This is a genomic window from Pontibacter sp. Tf4, from assembly GCF_014212495.1.
In the GTDB taxonomy this organism is placed as follows: Bacteria; Bacteroidota; Bacteroidia; order Cytophagales; family Hymenobacteraceae; genus Pontibacter.
Map to the genome: position 1 here is coordinate 441,801 of NZ_JACKZC010000002.1, position 18,214 is coordinate 460,014.

Annotated in this window: 17 protein-coding genes; 8 read left to right on the forward strand and 9 right to left on the reverse strand. The window is 48.0% G+C overall.

Going from position 1 to position 18,214, the window contains the following annotated elements; all coding sequences use genetic code 11:
• Positions 1–198: 198 nt before the first annotated feature.
• The 4 genes from H7F15_RS04875 to H7F15_RS04890 all read right to left on the reverse strand — a co-directional run bounded on the left by H7F15_RS04875 (position 199) and on the right by H7F15_RS04890 (position 4,377).
• Positions 199–906, reverse strand: a complete 708-nt coding sequence (locus H7F15_RS04875; protein ID WP_185195824.1) for a Crp/Fnr family transcriptional regulator — start codon at positions 904–906, stop codon at positions 199–201.
• A 157-nt stretch (positions 907–1,063) separates the two neighbouring features.
• Positions 1,064–1,495 carry a helix-turn-helix transcriptional regulator gene (locus H7F15_RS04880; RefSeq protein WP_185195825.1) on the reverse strand — a complete coding sequence of 144 codons (432 nt, stop codon included), beginning with the start codon at positions 1,493–1,495 and terminating at the stop codon, positions 1,064–1,066.
• Positions 1,496–2,090: 595 nt separating this feature from the next.
• Positions 2,091–2,621 (reverse strand): plastocyanin/azurin family copper-binding protein, encoded by a 531-nt coding sequence (locus H7F15_RS04885; protein ID WP_185195826.1) that lies wholly within the window; start codon positions 2,619–2,621, stop codon positions 2,091–2,093.
• A gap of 16 nt (positions 2,622–2,637) precedes the next feature.
• On the reverse strand, positions 2,638–4,377 hold the full coding sequence (locus tag H7F15_RS04890) for a murein L,D-transpeptidase (protein WP_185195827.1): 1,740 nt from the start codon (positions 4,375–4,377) through the stop codon (positions 2,638–2,640).
• A 265-nt stretch (positions 4,378–4,642) separates the two neighbouring features.
• On the opposite strand from H7F15_RS04890, the gene H7F15_RS04895 reads away from it, so the two are divergent.
• Complete coding sequence (locus tag H7F15_RS04895) at positions 4,643–6,541, forward strand: M1 family metallopeptidase (RefSeq protein ID WP_255481090.1); 1,899 nt, start codon at positions 4,643–4,645, stop codon at positions 6,539–6,541.
• 130 nt (positions 6,542–6,671) lie between these two features.
• Here the strand turns inward: H7F15_RS04895 and H7F15_RS04900 are convergent, their stop codons facing one another.
• Positions 6,672–7,163 carry a ferritin-like domain-containing protein gene (locus tag H7F15_RS04900; RefSeq protein WP_185195828.1) on the reverse strand — a complete coding sequence of 164 codons (492 nt, stop codon included), beginning with the start codon at positions 7,161–7,163 and terminating at the stop codon, positions 6,672–6,674.
• Between the two features lie 324 nt (positions 7,164–7,487).
• Between H7F15_RS04900 and H7F15_RS04905 the strand changes: the two genes are divergently transcribed.
• Positions 7,488–8,384 carry a cyanophycinase gene (locus H7F15_RS04905; protein WP_185195829.1) on the forward strand — a complete coding sequence of 299 codons (897 nt, stop codon included), beginning with the start codon at positions 7,488–7,490 and terminating at the stop codon, positions 8,382–8,384.
• On the opposite strand, the gene H7F15_RS04910 is transcribed toward H7F15_RS04905, so the two are convergent.
• Positions 8,385–9,341, reverse strand: a complete 957-nt coding sequence (locus tag H7F15_RS04910; RefSeq protein ID WP_185195830.1) for an isoaspartyl peptidase/L-asparaginase family protein — start codon at positions 9,339–9,341, stop codon at positions 8,385–8,387.
• 168 nt (positions 9,342–9,509) lie between these two features.
• On the opposite strand from H7F15_RS04910, the gene H7F15_RS04915 reads away from it, so the two are divergent.
• Positions 9,510–9,881, forward strand: a complete 372-nt coding sequence (locus tag H7F15_RS04915; protein ID WP_185195831.1) for a DUF3127 domain-containing protein — start codon at positions 9,510–9,512, stop codon at positions 9,879–9,881.
• Positions 9,882–10,014: 133 nt separating this feature from the next.
• On the forward strand, positions 10,015–10,635 hold the full coding sequence (locus H7F15_RS04920) for a helix-turn-helix domain-containing protein (protein ID WP_185195832.1): 621 nt from the start codon (positions 10,015–10,017) through the stop codon (positions 10,633–10,635).
• On the opposite strand, the gene H7F15_RS04925 is transcribed toward H7F15_RS04920, so the two are convergent.
• A complete protein-coding gene (locus tag H7F15_RS04925) occupies positions 10,632–11,114 on the reverse strand; it encodes a hypothetical protein (protein ID WP_185195833.1) in 483 nt (160 codons plus the stop codon). The two genes, H7F15_RS04920 and H7F15_RS04925, sit on opposite strands and share 4 nt — an antisense overlap.
• Before the next feature lie 298 nt (positions 11,115–11,412).
• On the opposite strand from H7F15_RS04925, the gene H7F15_RS04930 reads away from it, so the two are divergent.
• The gene (locus H7F15_RS04930; RefSeq protein WP_185195834.1) at positions 11,413–12,843 is read left to right on the forward strand and encodes a PhoH family protein; all 1,431 of its coding nucleotides are present in this window, start codon (positions 11,413–11,415) and stop codon (positions 12,841–12,843) included.
• Between the two features lie 78 nt (positions 12,844–12,921).
• Here H7F15_RS04930 and H7F15_RS04935 read toward each other — a convergent pair whose 3' ends face one another.
• Both H7F15_RS04935 and H7F15_RS04940 read right to left on the reverse strand, forming a co-directional pair.
• Positions 12,922–13,452, reverse strand: a complete 531-nt coding sequence (locus H7F15_RS04935) for a DinB family protein (protein ID WP_185195835.1) — start codon at positions 13,450–13,452, stop codon at positions 12,922–12,924.
• 4 nt (positions 13,453–13,456) lie between these two features.
• Complete coding sequence (locus H7F15_RS04940; RefSeq protein WP_185195836.1) at positions 13,457–14,014, reverse strand: SRPBCC family protein; 558 nt, start codon at positions 14,012–14,014, stop codon at positions 13,457–13,459.
• 189 nt (positions 14,015–14,203) lie between these two features.
• Here H7F15_RS04940 and H7F15_RS04945 point away from each other — a divergent pair, with 189 nt between their 5' ends.
• The 3 genes from H7F15_RS04945 (at position 14,204) to H7F15_RS04955 (ending at position 18,178) form a co-directional block, all read left to right on the forward strand.
• A complete protein-coding gene (locus H7F15_RS04945) occupies positions 14,204–14,662 on the forward strand; it encodes a YkvA family protein (protein WP_185195837.1) in 459 nt (152 codons plus the stop codon).
• Positions 14,663–14,972: 310 nt separating this feature from the next.
• Positions 14,973–17,285 carry a S46 family peptidase gene (locus H7F15_RS04950; RefSeq protein ID WP_185195838.1) on the forward strand — a complete coding sequence of 771 codons (2,313 nt, stop codon included), beginning with the start codon at positions 14,973–14,975 and terminating at the stop codon, positions 17,283–17,285.
• A 305-nt stretch (positions 17,286–17,590) separates the two neighbouring features.
• A complete protein-coding gene (locus H7F15_RS04955; protein ID WP_185195839.1) occupies positions 17,591–18,178 on the forward strand; it encodes a hypothetical protein in 588 nt (195 codons plus the stop codon).
• Positions 18,179–18,214 lie beyond the last annotated feature (36 nt).

Sequence of the window (18,214 nt, forward strand, 5' to 3'; positions counted from 1 at the left end):
AAGAGAGCTAAAACTTAGCTAAGGAAAGAAAGAGGCCGACGTAACAACCGCCGATCCTATAGTTGGATGGCCCCGGAAAAGAAGGTGTTTTAGTTTTTAGTTTAGTATAAGTGTTAGGTAGTATGGTTCGCCATACTATAACAGAAAAGGCAGGCTTTTATGAGCCTGCCTTTTGTTTTTGCTATAGTTTATGCCAGCCTAATCGTACAGGTGACAGATCTTGAACAGTTTATCTGGGTCAAGGATAGTGATGCTGCTGCCTTTTGTAGTGATGATCTGCTCATCTTTGAATTCTGAAAGCAGGCGTATAGTTGTTTCTTTGGCTGTACCAACTATAGATGCCAGGTCCTCGCGCGAAATAGAGATTGTGAACTTGTCCTCACCGTCCTGTAAATGATAGGTTTTCTGTAAAAGTAACAGTGCTTCAGCCAGGCGCTCACGTACCGGTTTGTAGGCCATCTGCACCACCCGTTCTTCTGCCTCACCCAGCGCTCTCGAAAACAGCTTCATCAATCCGTTCGAGAAATCATTGTTTGTGGCGATCAGTTCCAGGAACTGGGTTTTCGGAATAAAGCATACTACAGCATCATCCAACGCCACAGCCGAAGCAGAGTAATTGGTGTCGGCCAGCAGTGCTCTATAGCCCACCACATCGCCAGGTTTAGCCAGACGCACGATCTGTTCCTTACCGTCGCTGCCCATTTTGGCAACCTTTACTTTGCCGGTACTAATGCAGTGCAGCCCCGACGGACGGGTTCCTTCATGAAAGATAACCTGGCCTTTTTTAAACGTGAAGCAGGATTTGGTAGCACTTACGTCTTCGAGCTCATGCCCTTTGCACGTACCAAGCAGGGAAAACTTCCGGGTAGGACAGTTTTGACAATCTGGCGCTGAAAATTTCATCATACTAATCTGAATCGTGCTGTAAATGTAAACATTCGCACTATAATTCAATGACAGCAACACGCTTTATTTCAGAAACATTCCGAAACGCTGTGATTTGTATGCTTTATGTTTCAGGTATTTACGGCTAAAAAGTATGTAACAGGCTGAACAACTAAGCCTATTGCTCCGGGCTGAGGGCTGTAAAAGTATTATCTGTATAGATCAGGATCACCTGCTTTATCTTCTTACCTACGTACGGTGGAGGTAATGGCATTTCAGGAAACGGATCATTTTGTACTTTAGCGGTACTCTCTGAAATATCAGGTTTTGCTACTGGTTCTCTCGGATGGGCCACATCTGCTGCTTTGGATGCTGATTCTGGAACTGAATTTTCTGCTACTTTCATTAGCATCTCGCCTTTGCCGTGCAGCAACCAGTTCGGGTTTACCTCTTCGTTCTTTGCCAACAGCTTGATTATCACGTCCAGGCTTGGCTTGTTCCGCCCACTCATGATATGGCTTAATACGGCACGGGGCACTTCCATCGAATCAGCGAACTGAGAACTGCTCTGCCCTAAATGCTCCATTAATTGCCTGATCCTCTCTATCATAAAGTGTATGCATTTGCCAGTTACAAATGTAACAAACCAATCTATTAACGCAAGCCTACTATAAATTATAATCAAGTCTTTAAGTAAACTATAGCTTTACCTATTAAGTATAACAAGTTTATTTACAACGCCATATAATAATAAATAGATCAGTTTACAACTATAGTTTACATTTGTATATACATTTGTAAACTATAGTTCACATCGCTCAAATTCATCTTCCCCGCTGGCATCTAACCTATAGCTATAGTTCTATCAAGGATAACTACATGATTTCCAGAAAATAAGCTCAAACACCTTTGAGTGCCACAATGTCATGCTTTTAAAAGCGCTATGTGGATAAACCGAGTTATCCACAAAAGGCTAAAATGCTTGTTTTAAACACCTTATAAGGTTCTATCGCAACTATAGTTTACTGACACTATAACCTATAGTTATGGCACGACCGCTATAGTTTGGACTGGCTTGAATGACCATAGCCAGCTGCAAACTATAGTTTTGTACTTTAGCTATAGTTATACCTATAGCAAAAAGAAAAACACCGCTCCCCTTTTGCGTGGGTGCGGCGTTTCTTGTTTGAGGACTTCTGTGAGATTTACTCTTTTACAATAAGGGTACCATGCATGGTATGCCAGTGGTCGGGGTATGTGCATACGTAACTATAGACACCAACGGGGAGCGCCTTAAATTCATAGTTTACGGTCTGGCCCGGAAGTGCGAGCGGCGTGGCAACCAGCACATCTTTGCTTTTAGGTACGTAGTTCCCCGGCGATGCTACGGCGGCACCGGCCAGTGCTACTTCCTTGTATTTGTCTTTCGTTGTTACTACAAAGTTATGGACCATGTTCAGGTCAGTGCCTTCGTTTATCAGTTTCAGCTCAATCAGGGCATCAGCAGGGATCAGTAGCGTATCCTGGTCAAAGCGCACTTCCGGCAAAGTATCACCAAGCGCCTTCAGGGTAATAGCCACGACGGGCTGCAGGGTTGAGTCCGGAATTTCTTCTATAGTAGCGGTTGCGCTATCGGTCTGGTTTTCGTCCAGTGTAATCACCGTTTCAGGTGCACCGGAGTTACAGGCGGCAGTCAGTAAGGCCAGCAGAAAAGGTATGTAGGCTGCTCTTTTCATCTGTTTTGCATAAGGCTTAGCCAAAAAACTCCTTGGCTAACTTTTTATCATGGCCGTAAATGTCATCCCGGAAGTGTACATTGCCTTCTTCATCCACCCAGCTCGTAAAATATACCAGGTACACCTGAATCTGTTTCGGTAATGTGATCCAGGTCTCTTCGCCGGCAGCTATCGTTTCCTGAATGCGCTGGTCTGTCCATTCCGGCATATCCTGCAGTACATATTTTGCCAGGTCCATTGGTTTCTCCAGTCTTACGCAACCATGGCTGAAACCGCGCTCTGTCTGGTTAAACAGGGCATCGGCCGGCGTGTCGTGCAGGTACACACTATACTGGTTCGGGAACAGGAATTTCACATCGCCCAACGAATTTTTGCCACCCGGGCGCTGGCGCACCATGTACGGAAAGTTCTTTTCCGTAACGCTGGCCCAGTCAATATCATAAGGCGAAACCGGCTTCGGATTCTTCTCTTTTGTCACGATCTCCATATTGTTGCGCTCCAGGTAATTGGATCCGCTCAGCATCTGTGGCTTCACTTCCTTTTCTACGATGCTGTTGGGCACGTTCCAGTAAGGTGCCAGTACCACGTATTCCATTTTATCGCTGAAGATCGGGGTTGAGTTCAGCTCCTTCCCTACTACTACGCGCATCTCATACACTTTTTTATAAGCACGCTCGGCTTCGGGGTCGTTGTTAGGGTCTTCGTAAATGTATAGTTTATACTCCGGTATGTTCACCCAGATGTATTTCTGATCCAGGCTCTTCGGTACCAGGCGTTTTGGGATCCAGCGCCAGCGCTCCATGTTCATCATGATCTGCTGAATGCGGTCTTCGATGGGTACATTCATCATCCGCAAGGTATTGCCGCCAACTTTCCCGTCCTGGTCCAGTCCGTGCAGCGCCTGAAACTTCTTTACCTGCGCTACAAGCCCTTCATCAAAAAGGCGCATTTTCGGGTCATTCACGTTTATGGGCTGCCCCGGGTTGAGGCGTTTACGCAATTGCAGTACCGCAGTAGCCGTGTCGCCTTTCTGCAGCATTTTGCGTTTGCCAAGCTCTACTTTCTGCCAGCCGCCTTTCTCCTGCAGGGCACGGTATTTCTGCAACACATCGCGCAGGTCGGTGTAGCCTTTGTGCAGGGCCTCAAACTCGTAATACGGGTAAGTGCTTTCTCTTTCTTTAAGAATAGTTTGCAGGGCCTTGTGCAGCTTTATCTTGTTACGCTTCACATTCCAGTCAATAGAGCCTACTTCGGCAGGGTTTACCCGACCACGGTAAAAGTCTGAGGCATAGTCGAAATAGGTGGCTGTTAGGGCAACATCCAGCTGTTCCTGCAGGTCCAGCCGGGTAGAGTCCTGCCCATCCATTTCATCGTAGCGCTTCAGCATGCCCTCCAGGTCGGCCACGTTATACTTTTTTGGGTCCAGGCCTTCTCTGGTGGCATTCTTCATGGTCGTTAAAAACTTGTCTACTTCCGGCACCAGTTTGTTATCCCGGAACCAGGCCAGTTGGTAGTCGCGGTCGCCGTAGAACAGGTACATCAGGTCGGCGTATGGTTTAAATTCAGGCTTTTCACTGATAAAACCTTTAATATAGAGGCTGTCGGTGGTGGTCTGCGGCAGGTCTTTTATGCCCAGTACATCGCCTAAACTGGTATCACCTCCTTCTTTGCCGGTTTTGTTGCAGGCAGCTAAACCAGATAGCAGTACCAGCGCGGTGAGGTATAAAAAGGTGCGTTTAAAAATATAAGGGTTCATGTGCTTCGGATTTTAAGCCAGGTAGTGCCTCAGGTATCTATAGTTTAACAACTATCTTATTTTAATACAATTACAAACACTACTATAGTTTAATTTTAGATGATTCAACTTTATGTACTCCTACTTTAATTAAAAAGTTATGACCAATGCCGCCACTATAACTATAGTTGTGTTGGCAAACCTGCCTGTGGCCCTGTAGTTCGGGGTCTGGTTTTTGTGGTTGCCCGGAAATCCTTAACTTACCCTTTAAAGCAAATTGCAACGTATGAACCCTTATCAGAAATATTTACTTGGGCTAGGACTGGCCGGAAGCCTTTGCCTGCCCGCTTGTACCACCCAAACCAACACAACCACCGAAACTATGACAACTGAACAACAGGCGCAGAACCAGGTATCAGAAGATGTGCACAGCTATGCAGAGCCCACCAAAGCCGTAGCCCGCCACTTGGACCTGGACATTGCCGTGAACTTTGATACCAAAACGATAGCCGGTACTGCCAGCTACGACATTGAGAACCTGGCCAAAGGCAACGAGATCATTTTTGACACCCGCGGACTGGAGATCGAGAAAGTGTACATCGGCGATAACAAAGAAGAGACCACCTTCCGGTTAGGCGAAACAGATAAATACCTTGGCCAGCCGCTCTATGTAACTATAAAACCGGAGACAAAGCGTGTAACTATAGTTTATAAAACATCTCCGGATGCGGCCGCTTTGCAGTGGCTTAACCCGCAGCAGACAGCCGGCAAAAAATATCCGTTCCTCTTCACGCAATCGCAGGCCATCCTTGCCCGCACCTGGATCCCGATACAGGACAGCCCGGGCATACGCATTACCTATAACGCCACCGTGCAGGTGCCTAAGGAACTGATGGCCGTAATGAGTGCCGAGAACCCGCAGCAGAAAAATAATACCGGCAGCTATAGTTTCCGGATGCAGCAGCCGATCCCTTCGTACCTGATGGCGCTTTCGGTTGGCGATATGGCTTTCAGGGAAGTAGGTCCGAACACAGGTATTTATGCCGAGCCGGCAACTATAGATGCAGCCGCCTACGAGTTTGCTGAAATGGACAAAATGCTGGTAGCCGCCGAAAAGATTTATGGAAAATACCGCTGGGACCGCTACGACCTGCTGGTGCTGCCACCGTCGTTCCCGTTCGGGGGCATGGAAAACCCGCGCCTGACCTTTGTAACGCCAACCGTACTGGCCAAAGACAGATCACTGACAAGCCTTATTGCGCATGAGCTGGCCCATAGCTGGAGCGGTAACCTGGTAACCAACGCCACCTGGAACGATTTCTGGCTGAACGAAGGCTTTACCGTTTATTTTGAACGCCGCATTATGGAAGAGCTCTACGGAAAACCTTATGCCGATATGCTGAATGTGCTGGGCTACCAGGACCTGCAGAATACCATTGAAGAACTGGGTGCTGAGAGCGAAGATACCCGCCTGAAACTGGACCTGGAAGGCCGTGACCCGGACGATGGCTTAACAGATATTGCCTACGAAAAAGGAAACCTGTTCCTGGACCACATCGAGATGGCTGTTGGCCGCGAAAAATTTGATGCGTTTGTGAACAAGTACTTCAACACCTTCGCCTTCCAGACCACTACCACCGACAAGTTCCTGGATTTTCTGCGCAAAGAGCTGATAAAAGGCGATGAAGAACTGGCCGAGAAAATAAACATTGAAGGGTGGGTATTCTCCCCTGGCCTGCCTGAGAACCATGTAAAACCAACTTCGGAACGCTTTGCACAGGTAGAAGCCAGTTACCAGGCCTGGAAAAACGGAAAGCCGGCCGCACAGCTCAACACCAAAGACTGGTCGAGCCACGAGTGGCTGCATTTTATACGCCTTCTGCCAAAACAGATGAGCCAGCAGCAGCTACAGGAGCTGGACAAAGCCTTTAATTTCACCAATTCGGGGAACTCCGAGGTGCTGGCAGGCTGGTTCATCCATGCCATCAACAACAACTATACGACCGCCGACAAAGCCCTCGAAACGTTCCTGACCAATGTGGGACGCCGTAAGTTTTTAGTGCCGATCTATAAAGCGCTGATCGCTACGCCGGAAGGTAAAAAGAAAGCCCTGGCCATTTACGCCAAAGCCAGACCAAATTACCACGCTGTTTCTACGGTTACCCTGGATGAAATGCTGAAGTAGCAACCTCCAGAACTATAGCAAAAGAAGAAGCCCGGCCAATAAAGACCGGGCTTCTTTTATAAGGACTCTGTGGCTTTCTGACCTGCTTGGGGAGCTCGGCGAAACAACAGAGTTTATGTCTTTGCAGTTATCAGCGTTCTGCTCGTAAGTTCACAGCCTGCTCTGCAATCATGGTCAGTTTCTGGTCGGTTGTCTTCTCTTCATCCAGTGTTATGCCCAGTTGCTTTTCTACATCTGTAAGGCCAAGTTGCTTGGCGTAGGTGCAAACAGTGCCATAGGCTGCTATCTCGTAATGCTCCACGCGCTGGGCGCAGGCAATCAGGGCGGCATCCATCACACTTTTATCTGCCCGCTCGCTCATCATGGATTCGCATTCTTTAATAATGCCTTCCATGGCCTTGCAGTGCTCAGAGCTGGCCTTTTTGCCCATCATTTTAAATACATCGTCGAGGCGTTTGATCTGTTGTTCTGTCACTTTCAGGTGCTCTTCAAAAGCGGCTCTCAGTTTTTCTGATGAAGCAGCCTTGATCATTTTAGGCAGCGCCTTCGTGATCTGATGTTCTGCACTGTAAATGTCTTTCAGTTCGTGGATCAGCAGATCCTCTAAGTTGTTTAGTTTCATAGCTTGGAAAGGTTTAGCGTCATACAAATCTCTTGCGAGCTTGTGGACTTACTATACGTGCCACCCCGGCAAGGGTTAAAAAATTTTATAATTTAATTTAGCTAAAACATACTTATACTTAATCTACAACATATTATATATAACGTTTTTCATATACCGGATTTAGCTAACTTCAACTGGCTATAGTTTTATTGCACAGCCTCTGCTATACTTTTACGGGCTGTTTTGCAACGAAAATGTGCCAGAACGGTAAAGTTGGATAGTTGTTTGCCTGAAAATGGCGGCACCTATAGTTTAAAATAGCATCAACAATAGAACGAAACTGTGGAGAAACCTAAAGGAAAGCTGATAGCAGTAGGCGGAAACGAAGACAAAGGAACCTACCCTAATCCGAAGTCGAAGAAGAAGTATTACCTTGATTTTTTTGAGCTTGGCATTTTAAAGCGGTTCCTGCAGGAAATGCCTGCGGCCAACCCGCACGTTGAGGTTATTACCACGGCCTCGCTGATTCCGGAAGAAGTTGGCGAGCGCTATATGAGCGCCTTCGGTATTCTGGGCGCGGACAATGCCCGGCTCATGCATATTAAAACAGAAGAAGATGCCCTGAAACCAGAGTACCTGGAACGGTTGCGCAATGCGGATGGCATTATGATGAGCGGAGGTAACCAATCGCGCCTGACCCAGATATTTGGCGGCACCGAGTTCCTGGACATTATGAAGCAGCGCTACCAGCAGGAAGAATTTGTGATTGCAGGAACCAGCGCCGGCGCCATGGCCATGTCCCGGATCATGATAAAAGGGGGCAGCCCTACCGAATCGTTACTGCGCGGCGCCGTAAAAGTATCGCATGGTCTGGGCCTGGTCGACGGGGTGATCATCGATTCTCATTTTGTAGTACGCAGCCGTTTCGGGCGCCTGATGGAAGCTGTTGCCAGCCACCCCAAAACTATAGGCATTGGCCTTGGCGAAGATACCGGTGTACTGATAACTGAAGGGGAACTGATAGAAACGATCGGCTCTAACCTGGTTGTGATAATGGATGGGCACAATATAGGCTATACCAATGTGCACGATGTAGAACCCGGCAGACCTGTATCTATAGAAAACCTGCAGATGCATGTACTGGCCAAAGGCAACATCTATAACATAGAGACGCGCGAGTTCTTTAAAGACGAAGAAGCCCTGAAACACGGCAACCTGCAGCCTTCACAGCGGTTGTAACTATAGTTTCTGGCTCACTTCGGGCACTTTATCCTTGTATATGGCAATGCGGGCATCAGAGCGGTTGGTTACACAGGCGCGATACATTCCCTCCGAGTTAAATGGCATCGCCACGTTTCCGGCACGGTCCACGGCAATAAGTCCTCCTTCACCACCGAGGCGTACCAGTTTATCCATCACCACGGTCTGGCAGGCTTCCTGCAAACTATAGCCTTTGTACTCCATTAAACAGGACACATCGTAGGCCACCACCGCCCGCAGGAAATACTCGCCATGGCCGGTACACGAAACAGCACAGGTATGATTATTGGCATACGTGCCGGCTCCTATTACAGGAGTATCACCGATGCGGTTATAGTTTTTGTTGGTCATGCCGCCGGTAGAGGTAGCGGCAGCCAGGTTGCCGTGCTGGTCCATGGCCACTGCGCCTACAGTCCCGAACTTTTCGTCGCCGGCCGTGTGGTCCAGCATAAATATATCGGAGTCGCGCACCTCGCTCCATTGCTTGTAGCGCAGCATGTCAAAAAAGTATTCTTCCGGGGCAAATTCAAGGTTCTGTTTGCGGGCAAATTCCTCGGCGCCATGGCCGCTCATAAACACATGGTCGGAGTACTGCATAATGGCCGCGGCCAGGCGTATGGGGTTACGTATGCTCTGCACGCCGGCTACTGCCCCGGCCTGCAGGGTTTTACCGCACATAATAGCAGCATCCATTTCGTGCTGGCCATGTTTGGTGAAGACCGAACCTTTGCCGGCATTAAACAGCGGGGTATCTTCCAGCACCACCACAGCCTGCTCCACAGCATCTAAGGCAGTGCCACCTTTACTCAGAATACCCGCCCCTTTTTCAAGGGCATTCCGGAGAGCGGCTTTGTACTTCTGTTCCAGGTCGGGTGTCATCGATGCCGGGGTAATTGTACCGGCACCGCCATGTATCGCAATCGAAAAATCACTCATGTATGCTACGTTTTGATATATTAGTTTACTTTACGGCGCAGTACGGGCACAGTTTGGCAGCGGCTATAGTTTGCAAAAAAAGTGCTGGTTTTGCATCAGAAAATACACCGTGTAAACCTTATTTTTAGTATCTTTGTTTTTAATTAATTAGCTAAAAATACAGAAATTATGTCGTTTGATATCCAAGGAAAACTGCACGAGATCTTCGCGGAAAACCAGGTAAGTGATAAATTCAGAAAGCGCGAGTTCGTGCTTGAGATTCCGGATGGTTCTTATACCCAATACGCCAAGTTCCAGCTAACCCAGGACAAATGCAACCTGCTGGACCAGTTCCAGAAAGGCCAGGAAGTAAAAGTAACATTTAACCTAAGCGGCAAGCCATTCGTGAAGAACGGTGAAACCCTGTACTTTACAAACCTGCAGGCCTGGCGACTGGAAGCTGCCAATGCGGGCGGTAACTTTGGCGGTGCTCCTGCTTCTGCACCTGCACAGGCCCCTACTTTCTATTCTTCTGATGCTGATAACGATCTGCCTTTCTAAGGTAGCGCTATAAAATAACGGAAAGCGGGCCCCACGAGCCCGCTTTTTTTATGGCTGTACGCAGAGCCTTTCCGTAGAAACAGAAATACCACACCTGCCTGCACCCCGGCAGCGACAGATTTTAAAGAGAACTATGGATGAACTCCAGCGCCTGATCTGGGAGGGCGAAAACGACCAGGTAGACTTTAAGCAACGGGTAACCCAGCCCGAAAAAATAGCCCGCACCCTTGTATCGTTTGCCAACACACGCGGCGGCGTGATCCTGATAGGTATAAAAGACAACGGCACCATTTGCGGCATAGACCCCGAGGAAGAAAAACACACCCTGCAGCTGGCAGCCAGTTTTTACTGCGACCCACCCGTTGCCCTTACCTACGAAGAACTGGAAGCCGAGCACCATACCATCCTGAAAGTAACGATAGCTGAAAGCCGCCACAAGCCACACTTTGCCAAAGTAAAAGACGACGACTGGCGCGGCTATGTGCGGGTAAAAGATACAAGCGTGCAAACCAGTAAAATGGTGAACAAAGTGCTGGAGCATGAGGGCCCTCAGTTTGAGCGCCTGCCCCTGGACCGCCACGAGAATGCAGCCCTGGAACTCCTGCAGAAGCAGCCCCGCCTTACCCTAAAACAGTACATGAAAGCAGCCAACCTGTCAGAAAGGCGCGCACACCGCATACTGGTAAAACTGGTAATACATGGCTACCTGCGCCTGCACGACAAGGAAAAGGAAGATTACTATACACTAAGCTAATGCTTATAGTTTAGCAGGTTGCCTTTAATGTAAGTTTCGGTGTGGCTATAGTTGCCCTGTTCGTCGTACACCTGCCACTCTCCTTCCCAGTAATAATGCGCTATAGTGGCAGTATTATAGTATTTAGCGGGTCCTGCCTTGGCCAGCTTGCCGTTCTCGTAGTAGCGCCATACTTTAATTACCGGTGAGTTGCGCATATACTTCTCTTTCATAAACAGTTTGCCGTTGGGGTAATAGTAACGCCAGGTGCCTACTTCGTGCCCATGCCTGAACCGCCCGTTTCTTACCAACCCTTTCCCGTCGACCGTGTATAATTTCCAGCGGCCATGGTACTCCTGCTGCCGGTCAAAGGCATTTACCTGAAAAGGCAGGTACCAGCGTTTAAGCTTAAATTTTTCGGCTTGTTCCGTTTTGTCTTTTTGCTGTGCCTGGGCTAAAACAGGTAATATTAAAAGCAGCAGGCAGAATATTCTTTTCATAGTCAGCTATAGTTATAGGTTCAGGTGGGTTCTTACATCTAAGGTAATAATTATTTTACTCAATAACTAAACTTTTAGTTATGCATAATCACCTCATTCTTAACACCCTGCAAACTGAACGTTTCACGTTATAAAAATTCTGCCCGCTGACTATAGCAAAAAGTCTATAATTGACTTCACCCTCGCCTTCGCATCAACGTACAATACTATAGTAGCTCGCCTAACTATACCAGAGCTTACCCCATACTTGCTGCCACTCCGGTAGGCAGATTTGGTTTTCACCCCTAACCAAACACTTATGCCAAAAGCAACTGCAAAACCCGCAAAAGAGAAAACAGCCGAACCCGAAGCAACTACCAAAACAGCCAGCCGCGTACGAACTGCCAAAGCCAACGGTAAAACTATAAAACCAACCGACCGCAAAGTGTTTGTGCTCGATACCTCGGTTATCCTCTACGACCATAGCGCTATCCAGAATTTTGAGGAACACGACGTGGCCATACCGATAACAGTGCTGGAAGAACTCGACAACTTTAAGAAAGGCAACGACATCAAGAACTTTGAAGCCCGGGAATTCATCCGGTTCATAGATAAGCTGTCGGCAGAGCACAAACTACAGGAATGGATACCACTAAATGGCAAGACCAAAGGCAGCTTCCGGGTTGTGATGAACGAAAGCGTAAACCTGGATGCTGTGAAAGTATTCGGCGACAAGAACGATCATCATATACTGAACTCGGCGCTGCTGATACAGCAGGAACAGCCCGACCGCAAAGTAGTACTGGTAACCAAAGACATAAACCTGCGCCTGAAGGCCCGCGCCCTTAACCTGAACTCTGAAGACTATGAGACCGGCAAGATACAGGATGTAGCCGGCCTGTACACTGGCAACGATACCGTAGAGAACGTACCTGCCAACCTGATAAACGACCTGTATGAGAAAGGCGTTTGTGAAGTTGATAAGATCCTGCCAACTCCCCCTTTGGACAACCACTACTTCATTCTGAAAAGCTTTAAGAACTCAGTGCTGTCTTATTACAACGCGTCGGAGAAACTACTGGAGCGGGTTGATAAGAACAATGCCTTCGGGATAAAGCCCCGCAATGCAGAACAGGCCTTTGCCCTGCACGCACTCCTGAACCCCGACATCAAGTTAGTTTCTATTCAAGGCGTGGCTGGTACAGGTAAAACCCTGCTGGCACTGGCAAGCGCACTGGAGCAGCGCCGCGACTATAAGCAGATCTACCTGGCAAGGCCGGTGGTACCGCTCAGCAACAAAGATATAGGTTACCTGCCAGGCGACATAAAATCGAAGCTCAACCCGTACATGGAGCCGCTCTGGGATAACCTGAAATACATACAGAACCAGTACGTCGAAAACAGCAAGGAATATCAGAAGATACGAGACATGGTTGATCTTGAGAAACTGGTGATCACGCCACTGGCTTATATCCGCGGCCGTAGCTTATCCAACATCATATTTATAGTGGATGAAGCCCAGAACCTGACCCCGCATGAGGTAAAAACCATTATCTCACGGGCCGGCGAGAACACCAAGATCATCTTTACAGGCGACATTTACCAGATCGACACCCCGTACCTCGACTCTCAAAGCAATGGTTTATCTTACCTGATCGATCGTGCTAAGAATCACCCGCTTTATGCGCATATCACCCTTCTGAAAGGAGAGCGCTCTGAGCTGGCCAACCTGGCAAATGAACTGCTATAGTTAGAAAGTTTGGAAGTTAAAAAGGTGAAGGCCGCACTAAATATAGCTGCGGCCTTCACCTTTTATAGTTTGGTAGAACTATAGTTTCAGGTAGCGGTCTTTCAGGATGTTGAGGTGGTGCCGTTCGTGGGCGGCCGTTACATGAATTAAGCCGCGCACTGTAACAGGCTTTCCGTTGGCAGTGCCGGTTGTATCCAGGGCCTCGGGAGTAAAGCTGCGAAACAGATACAGGTTCGATTTACGGACGTTATCGTATTCTTCCAGCAGGTTTTGAAGCGTCCGGGCGTTGGCATGAGAGTTAGCGGCATAGGTGTTCTCGTCAAAACCAGGCAGCGAAGCCTGTTCGCCGCGCGCAAAGCACAGAGCCCGGTAAGCAAATACCCGCTCAGAGTCCAGCATGTGCTGCAGCAGCTCTTTAATGGTCCATTTTCCTTCGGCGTAAGCTTCTTCAGCGCGTTTTTCATCCATCCCATCCATCAAGCTATGTAGCTCTGTTGCCTGTTGTTCCAGCAAGGTGAGTACATCTCCTTCTTCAGGTAACTGGCTTATGTAGGTCTGATAAACCTGCGGATATTCGGTTGGCTGCGGCCGGTCTATAGTTTGAAGCATAGTTTTATTTTTTGGCTGTGTTATGTTTTGTATCGCTGATAAGCGTTTTCAGGTTCTCTAGGCCCTGCTGCACTTCCTGCTCGGTTCTGTGCTGCTTCCAGAGTCCTTCGTATAAGGCCAGCATGTTGTCTTCCAGGGGCATGGACTGGTGCCAGGTAACCAGCGTGCTGTCTCCGGTTTGCTGCAGGGTTATTACACCTTTGGCAACTATAGTTGTGCCGGTCTCTTTCAGGTCGTAGGTCAGGCTATCAGGGGCGGTGGCGTTAGTGAATACCATTTGCCAGTTGCCCGTTTTGTCTCCGCTCCAGCCCTGTCTGGCCCCTTTCCCGGAAAGCGGTCCGCCATACATATAGATCAGGCTCGGATCGTAGGTTTTGTTCCAGGCACTCCAGCGTTTCCAGTCCGCCGGGTTGTTGAGGTACGGAAATACTTTTTCCGGCTTGGCATCGATGGAAACACTTTTAGTTACCATTATCTGCCGCGGCAGGATAAACGAAAACCCAACTACACCAATGACCAGCACCACAACAAGCGCTAAACAGATCTTAAGCAAAAGCTTCATACGTTCTCACAAATTTAATGCATTCAACCTTGTACTATTGTCTGATTTTATTCACCAATTTAAAGTAAGTATCCGATGCAAAACAATAGCCTGTGCATATATATTTTTGGGTGGTGGAAAGCGTCCTGCAGACAGCTTTAAAGCCTTTATCTTCGTACAGCATAACAATTATCAGAAAATGAGAAAACTATGTTACAGGATTTAATACAAAAAGGGCTGCGCCTCTCGCAGCACGCTATATTCCGTAAATTTGTGTCGCGCGCCGGCGGCTTTCTGGCCAAGCCGGCCAAACTGGCCATGCTCCTCACCACTGCCTACGACAAACTGATCGACACCAGCAGTTCGCAGAGCGGCTTTGCACAGGTAAAGGATGTCATGCAAACCTTTATCCGGCTGGTAAAAGCCTACATTAACGGCGATTACCGGCAGGTATCGAACAGATCGCTGCTGGTAGGCGTTGGCGTGCTGCTGTACCTGGTTACCCCACTGGACGTTATCCCCGACTTCATACCCGTACTTGGCCTGCTTGACGATATCAGCCTGATGGCCTGGTTTGTTGACGCCTTCCACAAAGAGATCACCAATTTCAGAACCTGGGAAAGTATGCGAGTTAAAGAGTTAGAGAGTTTAGGAGTTAGAAAAGTATAAGTTAGAAAGTTTGTAAGAGAAGTCGCAGCTACCTATAGTTGCGGCTTCGTTTTTTTATAGCTATAGTTTGTTCAGCTACCAGCTATAGTTTCCTGTCTATAGTTTTAGGTGCACAGATGTTTAGCCTGTCCTACAACTATAGTTTCCAAGATTTACTCCTTTGTCACTTAAGCTTCCTTTAACCACTTCCCCAACTCATAAACTCATACTTCTTCCTTCTCTAACTCCTAAACCCCCAAACTGTTTTTGTGTTCTTTGGCTTTTTAAAGTAATTTCAGGCAATCAATTTTCATCAACTATACTTTCTCCCATGATCAGCAAACGTATATTTGCTTTTATAGCGGCTGCCTGGTTAAGTATAGGTATAAGCGCCGCCCGCCCCGACGAGGGCATGTGGTTACCTATGCTACTAAAGCAGCTTAACGAGTCTGAGATGCAGAAAAAGGGCATGAAGCTCTCTGCCGAAGACATCTACAGTGTTAATCAATCGAGCCTGAAAGATGCCATCGTATCGTTTGGTGGTTTCTGTACCGGCGAAATGATCTCCCCGGAAGGTCTGTTGCTAACCAACCACCACTGCGGTTACGGCCAGATACAGCAGCACAGCTCTGTTGAGAACGACTACCTGACCAAAGGTTTCTGGGCAATGGATAAGAGCCAGGAACTGCCTAACCCGGGCCTTACTGCCACTTTCATCGTGCGCATGGAAGACGTGACCAAGCAGATATTAGCGGGTACGGATGCGGCCAAAACAGAAGCCGAGCGCGAAGCCATCATCCAGAAAAACATGGCTACAGTAGGTAAGGCTGCTACAGCCGGCACCCACTATGGCGCTGTTATCCGCCCGTTCTTTTACGGCAACGAGTACTACATGTATGTAACTGAAACGTTCAAGGACATCCGCCTGGTTGGTGCTCCGCCGTCATCTATCGGTAAGTTTGGTGGCGATACAGATAACTGGATGTGGCCACGCCATACCGGTGACTTCTCACTTTTCCGTATTTATGCCGGCCCTAACAACGAGCCAGCCGAGTACTCGCCGAACAACAAGCCATACAAACCAAAGCACCACCTGCCAATTTCGCTGAGCGGTATTAAGCAGAACGACTTTACCATGGTGTTCGGTTTCCCGGGCCGTACCAACGAGTACCTTACTTCGGATGCCATCGAGGAGATCTACAACGTATCTAACCCGGCCAAGATCAAGATCCGTACTACCCGCCTGAACGTGCTGGATAAGGACATGAAAGCGTCGGATGCGGTGCGTATACAGTATGCCGCCAAGCACGCCAGCATTGCCAACGCGTGGAAAAAATGGCAGGGCGAGAACCGTGGCCTGCGCAAAGCCAATACTATTGAAAAGAAGAAGGAGCTGGAGCGCCAGTTTGCCAACTGGATAAATGCCGATGCCGCCCGCAAGCAGCAGTATGGTAACCTGATGGCAGAGTTTGAAAAGAACTACAAAGCGCTGGACGGCATCACAATTTCCCGCGACTACATTATGGAAGCCGCTAATGGTGTGGAATTGATCCGTTATGCATCGGGCTTTGCCAAACTACAGCAACTGATCGAAAGCAAAGCGCCACAGGCCGAAATTAACGCAGAAGCTGACAAGTTAGAGCGTGCCGCCGCCGGCTACTTTAAGGACTACAATGCCCCTACCGACCAGAAAGTGTTTGTTGCCCTGATGGGACTTTACTACAACGACCTGGACAAGAAACTGCTGCCAGCAGCCGTAAGAACAGCCGGCGAAAAGAACAAAGGCGACTTCAGCAAACTGGCATCAGACATCTATAGCAAAACCAGCCTGACCTCAGAAGCAGGAGTTAAAAAACTGTTAGCCGATGTTAAAGCCGGTAAAACCAATGTGTTAGCCAAAGACCCTGCCTTTGAACTGGCAAACAACATTAACGAGCATTACCGCACCCAGGTGCTGCCAACTTATACGGCAGTTAACGACAACCTGAACCTGTTGTACCGCACGTACATGACCGGCCTGCGCGCCATGCAGCAGGACAAGAAGTTTTACCCGGATGCCAACTCCACACTGCGTGTAGCCTATGGTAAAGTAGAGCCTTATGAGCCGCTGGATGGTGTTACCTACAACTACTACACTACCCTGGAAGGTATTATGGAAAAAGCTGCCATGCCAGGTGTGGAAGACTATGTGATACCTGAAAAACTGCGCGAACTGTACGAGAAAAAGGACTACGGTCCGTATGGCATGAACGGCGAAATGCCTGTAGCCTTTATTTCTTCCAACCATACAACAGGTGGTAACTCCGGCTCTCCGGTTATTAACGCCAATGGCCAGCTGATCGGTACCAACTTCGACCGGAACTGGGAAGGCACCATGAGCGACATCGCTTATAACCCGGACCAGGTGCGTAACATTTCGGTAGATGCCCGCTACATGCTGTTTATAGTTGATAAGTTTGCCGGAGCCGGCCACCTTGTAAAAGAGATGACCCTGGTGACGGATGATACTTCTGGTTTGCCACAGGTAGACAGCCGTAAAAAAGCTGAGCCAGCCAAAGAGCTTTCTGAAAAAGAGAAACGCAAAGCAGAAAAAGCAGCTAAAAAAGCCAAAAAGAAAGCGAAAGAAGCTGCTGAAGTAAACTAATCCAAACTATAGTTTATAGTTTACCAAAAGCCCCGCCTATCGTTTAGGCGGGGCTTTTTTTATATCTCTTGTAGATGAATTCATGAGCCGGCTGGATTATCTACAGAAACTCTCTATATTAGCTAAACTATATACACTTGCATTTTATACATTTGCCAATTCTATGAACGGGTGTAGCTTACTAAAGAACAGTGTTAATTGCTGAGCAATTAGCCTTACAACTATAGCTGCACCCGGGGAGAGATATGACAAGTTACGACCGTACAGGCTTTGCCTATTGACTTTACCATCTGAAACAAACGACAATGAAGAAAACAGAAATAATTCTCGGAGCAATGGCCGCAGTAGCGCTGATTACGAATCTGCTATTTGCGCCAACAGGCAACATCCTGATTGTCTTATCACTCTCAGTACTTTCGATACTTTACATGTACCTGAGCTTTGCTCTATTTAATGGCATCCGCTTCCGGCACATACTCAAAAAAGAATCCTATAAAGGCATCAGCACAATGCGGATTATTGGTGCCATCTTTACGGGGCTTGCGCTCTCCATTACACTAATCGGGATACTGTTTAAATACCAGTTATGGCCCGGTGCAACTATAAATTTACGCGTCGGGCTTTCGGGGCTTGTGTTAATGGTACTGATCGGGGCGGTAGGATATGCCAGGTCAAAGGCAGCTTATTATGCAAACATAGCCAAGCGCATAGCAATTTACGGTGCACTCGGGATCATCATGTTACTATTGCCAACAGACGAATTGATAGAGATCAGGTACCGAAATCATCCGGAATATGCTGAAGCATTGAAAAAAGCAATAGCAGCACCAGGCAATGAAGACCTATGGCAAAAGGCAGAAGCAGAAAGGCAAAGAATGAATACGGAAAACTAATTCCTCACTGGTATAAATAGCACCCTGATCCGAGTA

What these genes read in the sequence shown, in the direction of transcription:
- H7F15_RS04910 (WP_185195830.1), bottom strand. Translation starts at nt 9,341, where the DNA reads ATGAGTGATTTTTCGATTGCGATACATGGCGGTGCCGGTACAATTACC.
- H7F15_RS04925 (WP_185195833.1), bottom strand. Translation starts at nt 11,114, where the DNA reads ATGAAAAGAATATTCTGCCTGCTGCTTTTAATATTACCTGTTTTAGCC.
- H7F15_RS04950 (WP_185195838.1), top strand. Translation starts at nt 14,973, where the DNA reads ATGATCAGCAAACGTATATTTGCTTTTATAGCGGCTGCCTGGTTAAGT.
- H7F15_RS04930 (WP_185195834.1), top strand. Translation starts at nt 11,413, where the DNA reads ATGCCAAAAGCAACTGCAAAACCCGCAAAAGAGAAAACAGCCGAACCC.
- H7F15_RS04895 (WP_255481090.1), top strand. Translation starts at nt 4,643, where the DNA reads ATGAACCCTTATCAGAAATATTTACTTGGGCTAGGACTGGCCGGAAGC.
- H7F15_RS04885 (WP_185195826.1), bottom strand. Translation starts at nt 2,621, where the DNA reads ATGAAAAGAGCAGCCTACATACCTTTTCTGCTGGCCTTACTGACTGCC.
- H7F15_RS04955 (WP_185195839.1), top strand. Translation starts at nt 17,591, where the DNA reads ATGAAGAAAACAGAAATAATTCTCGGAGCAATGGCCGCAGTAGCGCTG.
- H7F15_RS04875 (WP_185195824.1), bottom strand. Translation starts at nt 906, where the DNA reads ATGATGAAATTTTCAGCGCCAGATTGTCAAAACTGTCCTACCCGGAAG.
- H7F15_RS04900 (WP_185195828.1), bottom strand. Translation starts at nt 7,163, where the DNA reads ATGAAACTAAACAACTTAGAGGATCTGCTGATCCACGAACTGAAAGAC.
- H7F15_RS04880 (WP_185195825.1), bottom strand. Translation starts at nt 1,495, where the DNA reads ATGATAGAGAGGATCAGGCAATTAATGGAGCATTTAGGGCAGAGCAGT.
- H7F15_RS04940 (WP_185195836.1), bottom strand. Translation starts at nt 14,014, where the DNA reads ATGAAGCTTTTGCTTAAGATCTGTTTAGCGCTTGTTGTGGTGCTGGTC.
- H7F15_RS04920 (WP_185195832.1), top strand. Translation starts at nt 10,015, where the DNA reads ATGGATGAACTCCAGCGCCTGATCTGGGAGGGCGAAAACGACCAGGTA.
- H7F15_RS04890 (WP_185195827.1), bottom strand. Translation starts at nt 4,377, where the DNA reads ATGAACCCTTATATTTTTAAACGCACCTTTTTATACCTCACCGCGCTG.
- H7F15_RS04945 (WP_185195837.1), top strand. Translation starts at nt 14,204, where the DNA reads ATGTTACAGGATTTAATACAAAAAGGGCTGCGCCTCTCGCAGCACGCT.
- H7F15_RS04915 (WP_185195831.1), top strand. Translation starts at nt 9,510, where the DNA reads ATGTCGTTTGATATCCAAGGAAAACTGCACGAGATCTTCGCGGAAAAC.
- H7F15_RS04935 (WP_185195835.1), bottom strand. Translation starts at nt 13,452, where the DNA reads ATGCTTCAAACTATAGACCGGCCGCAGCCAACCGAATATCCGCAGGTT.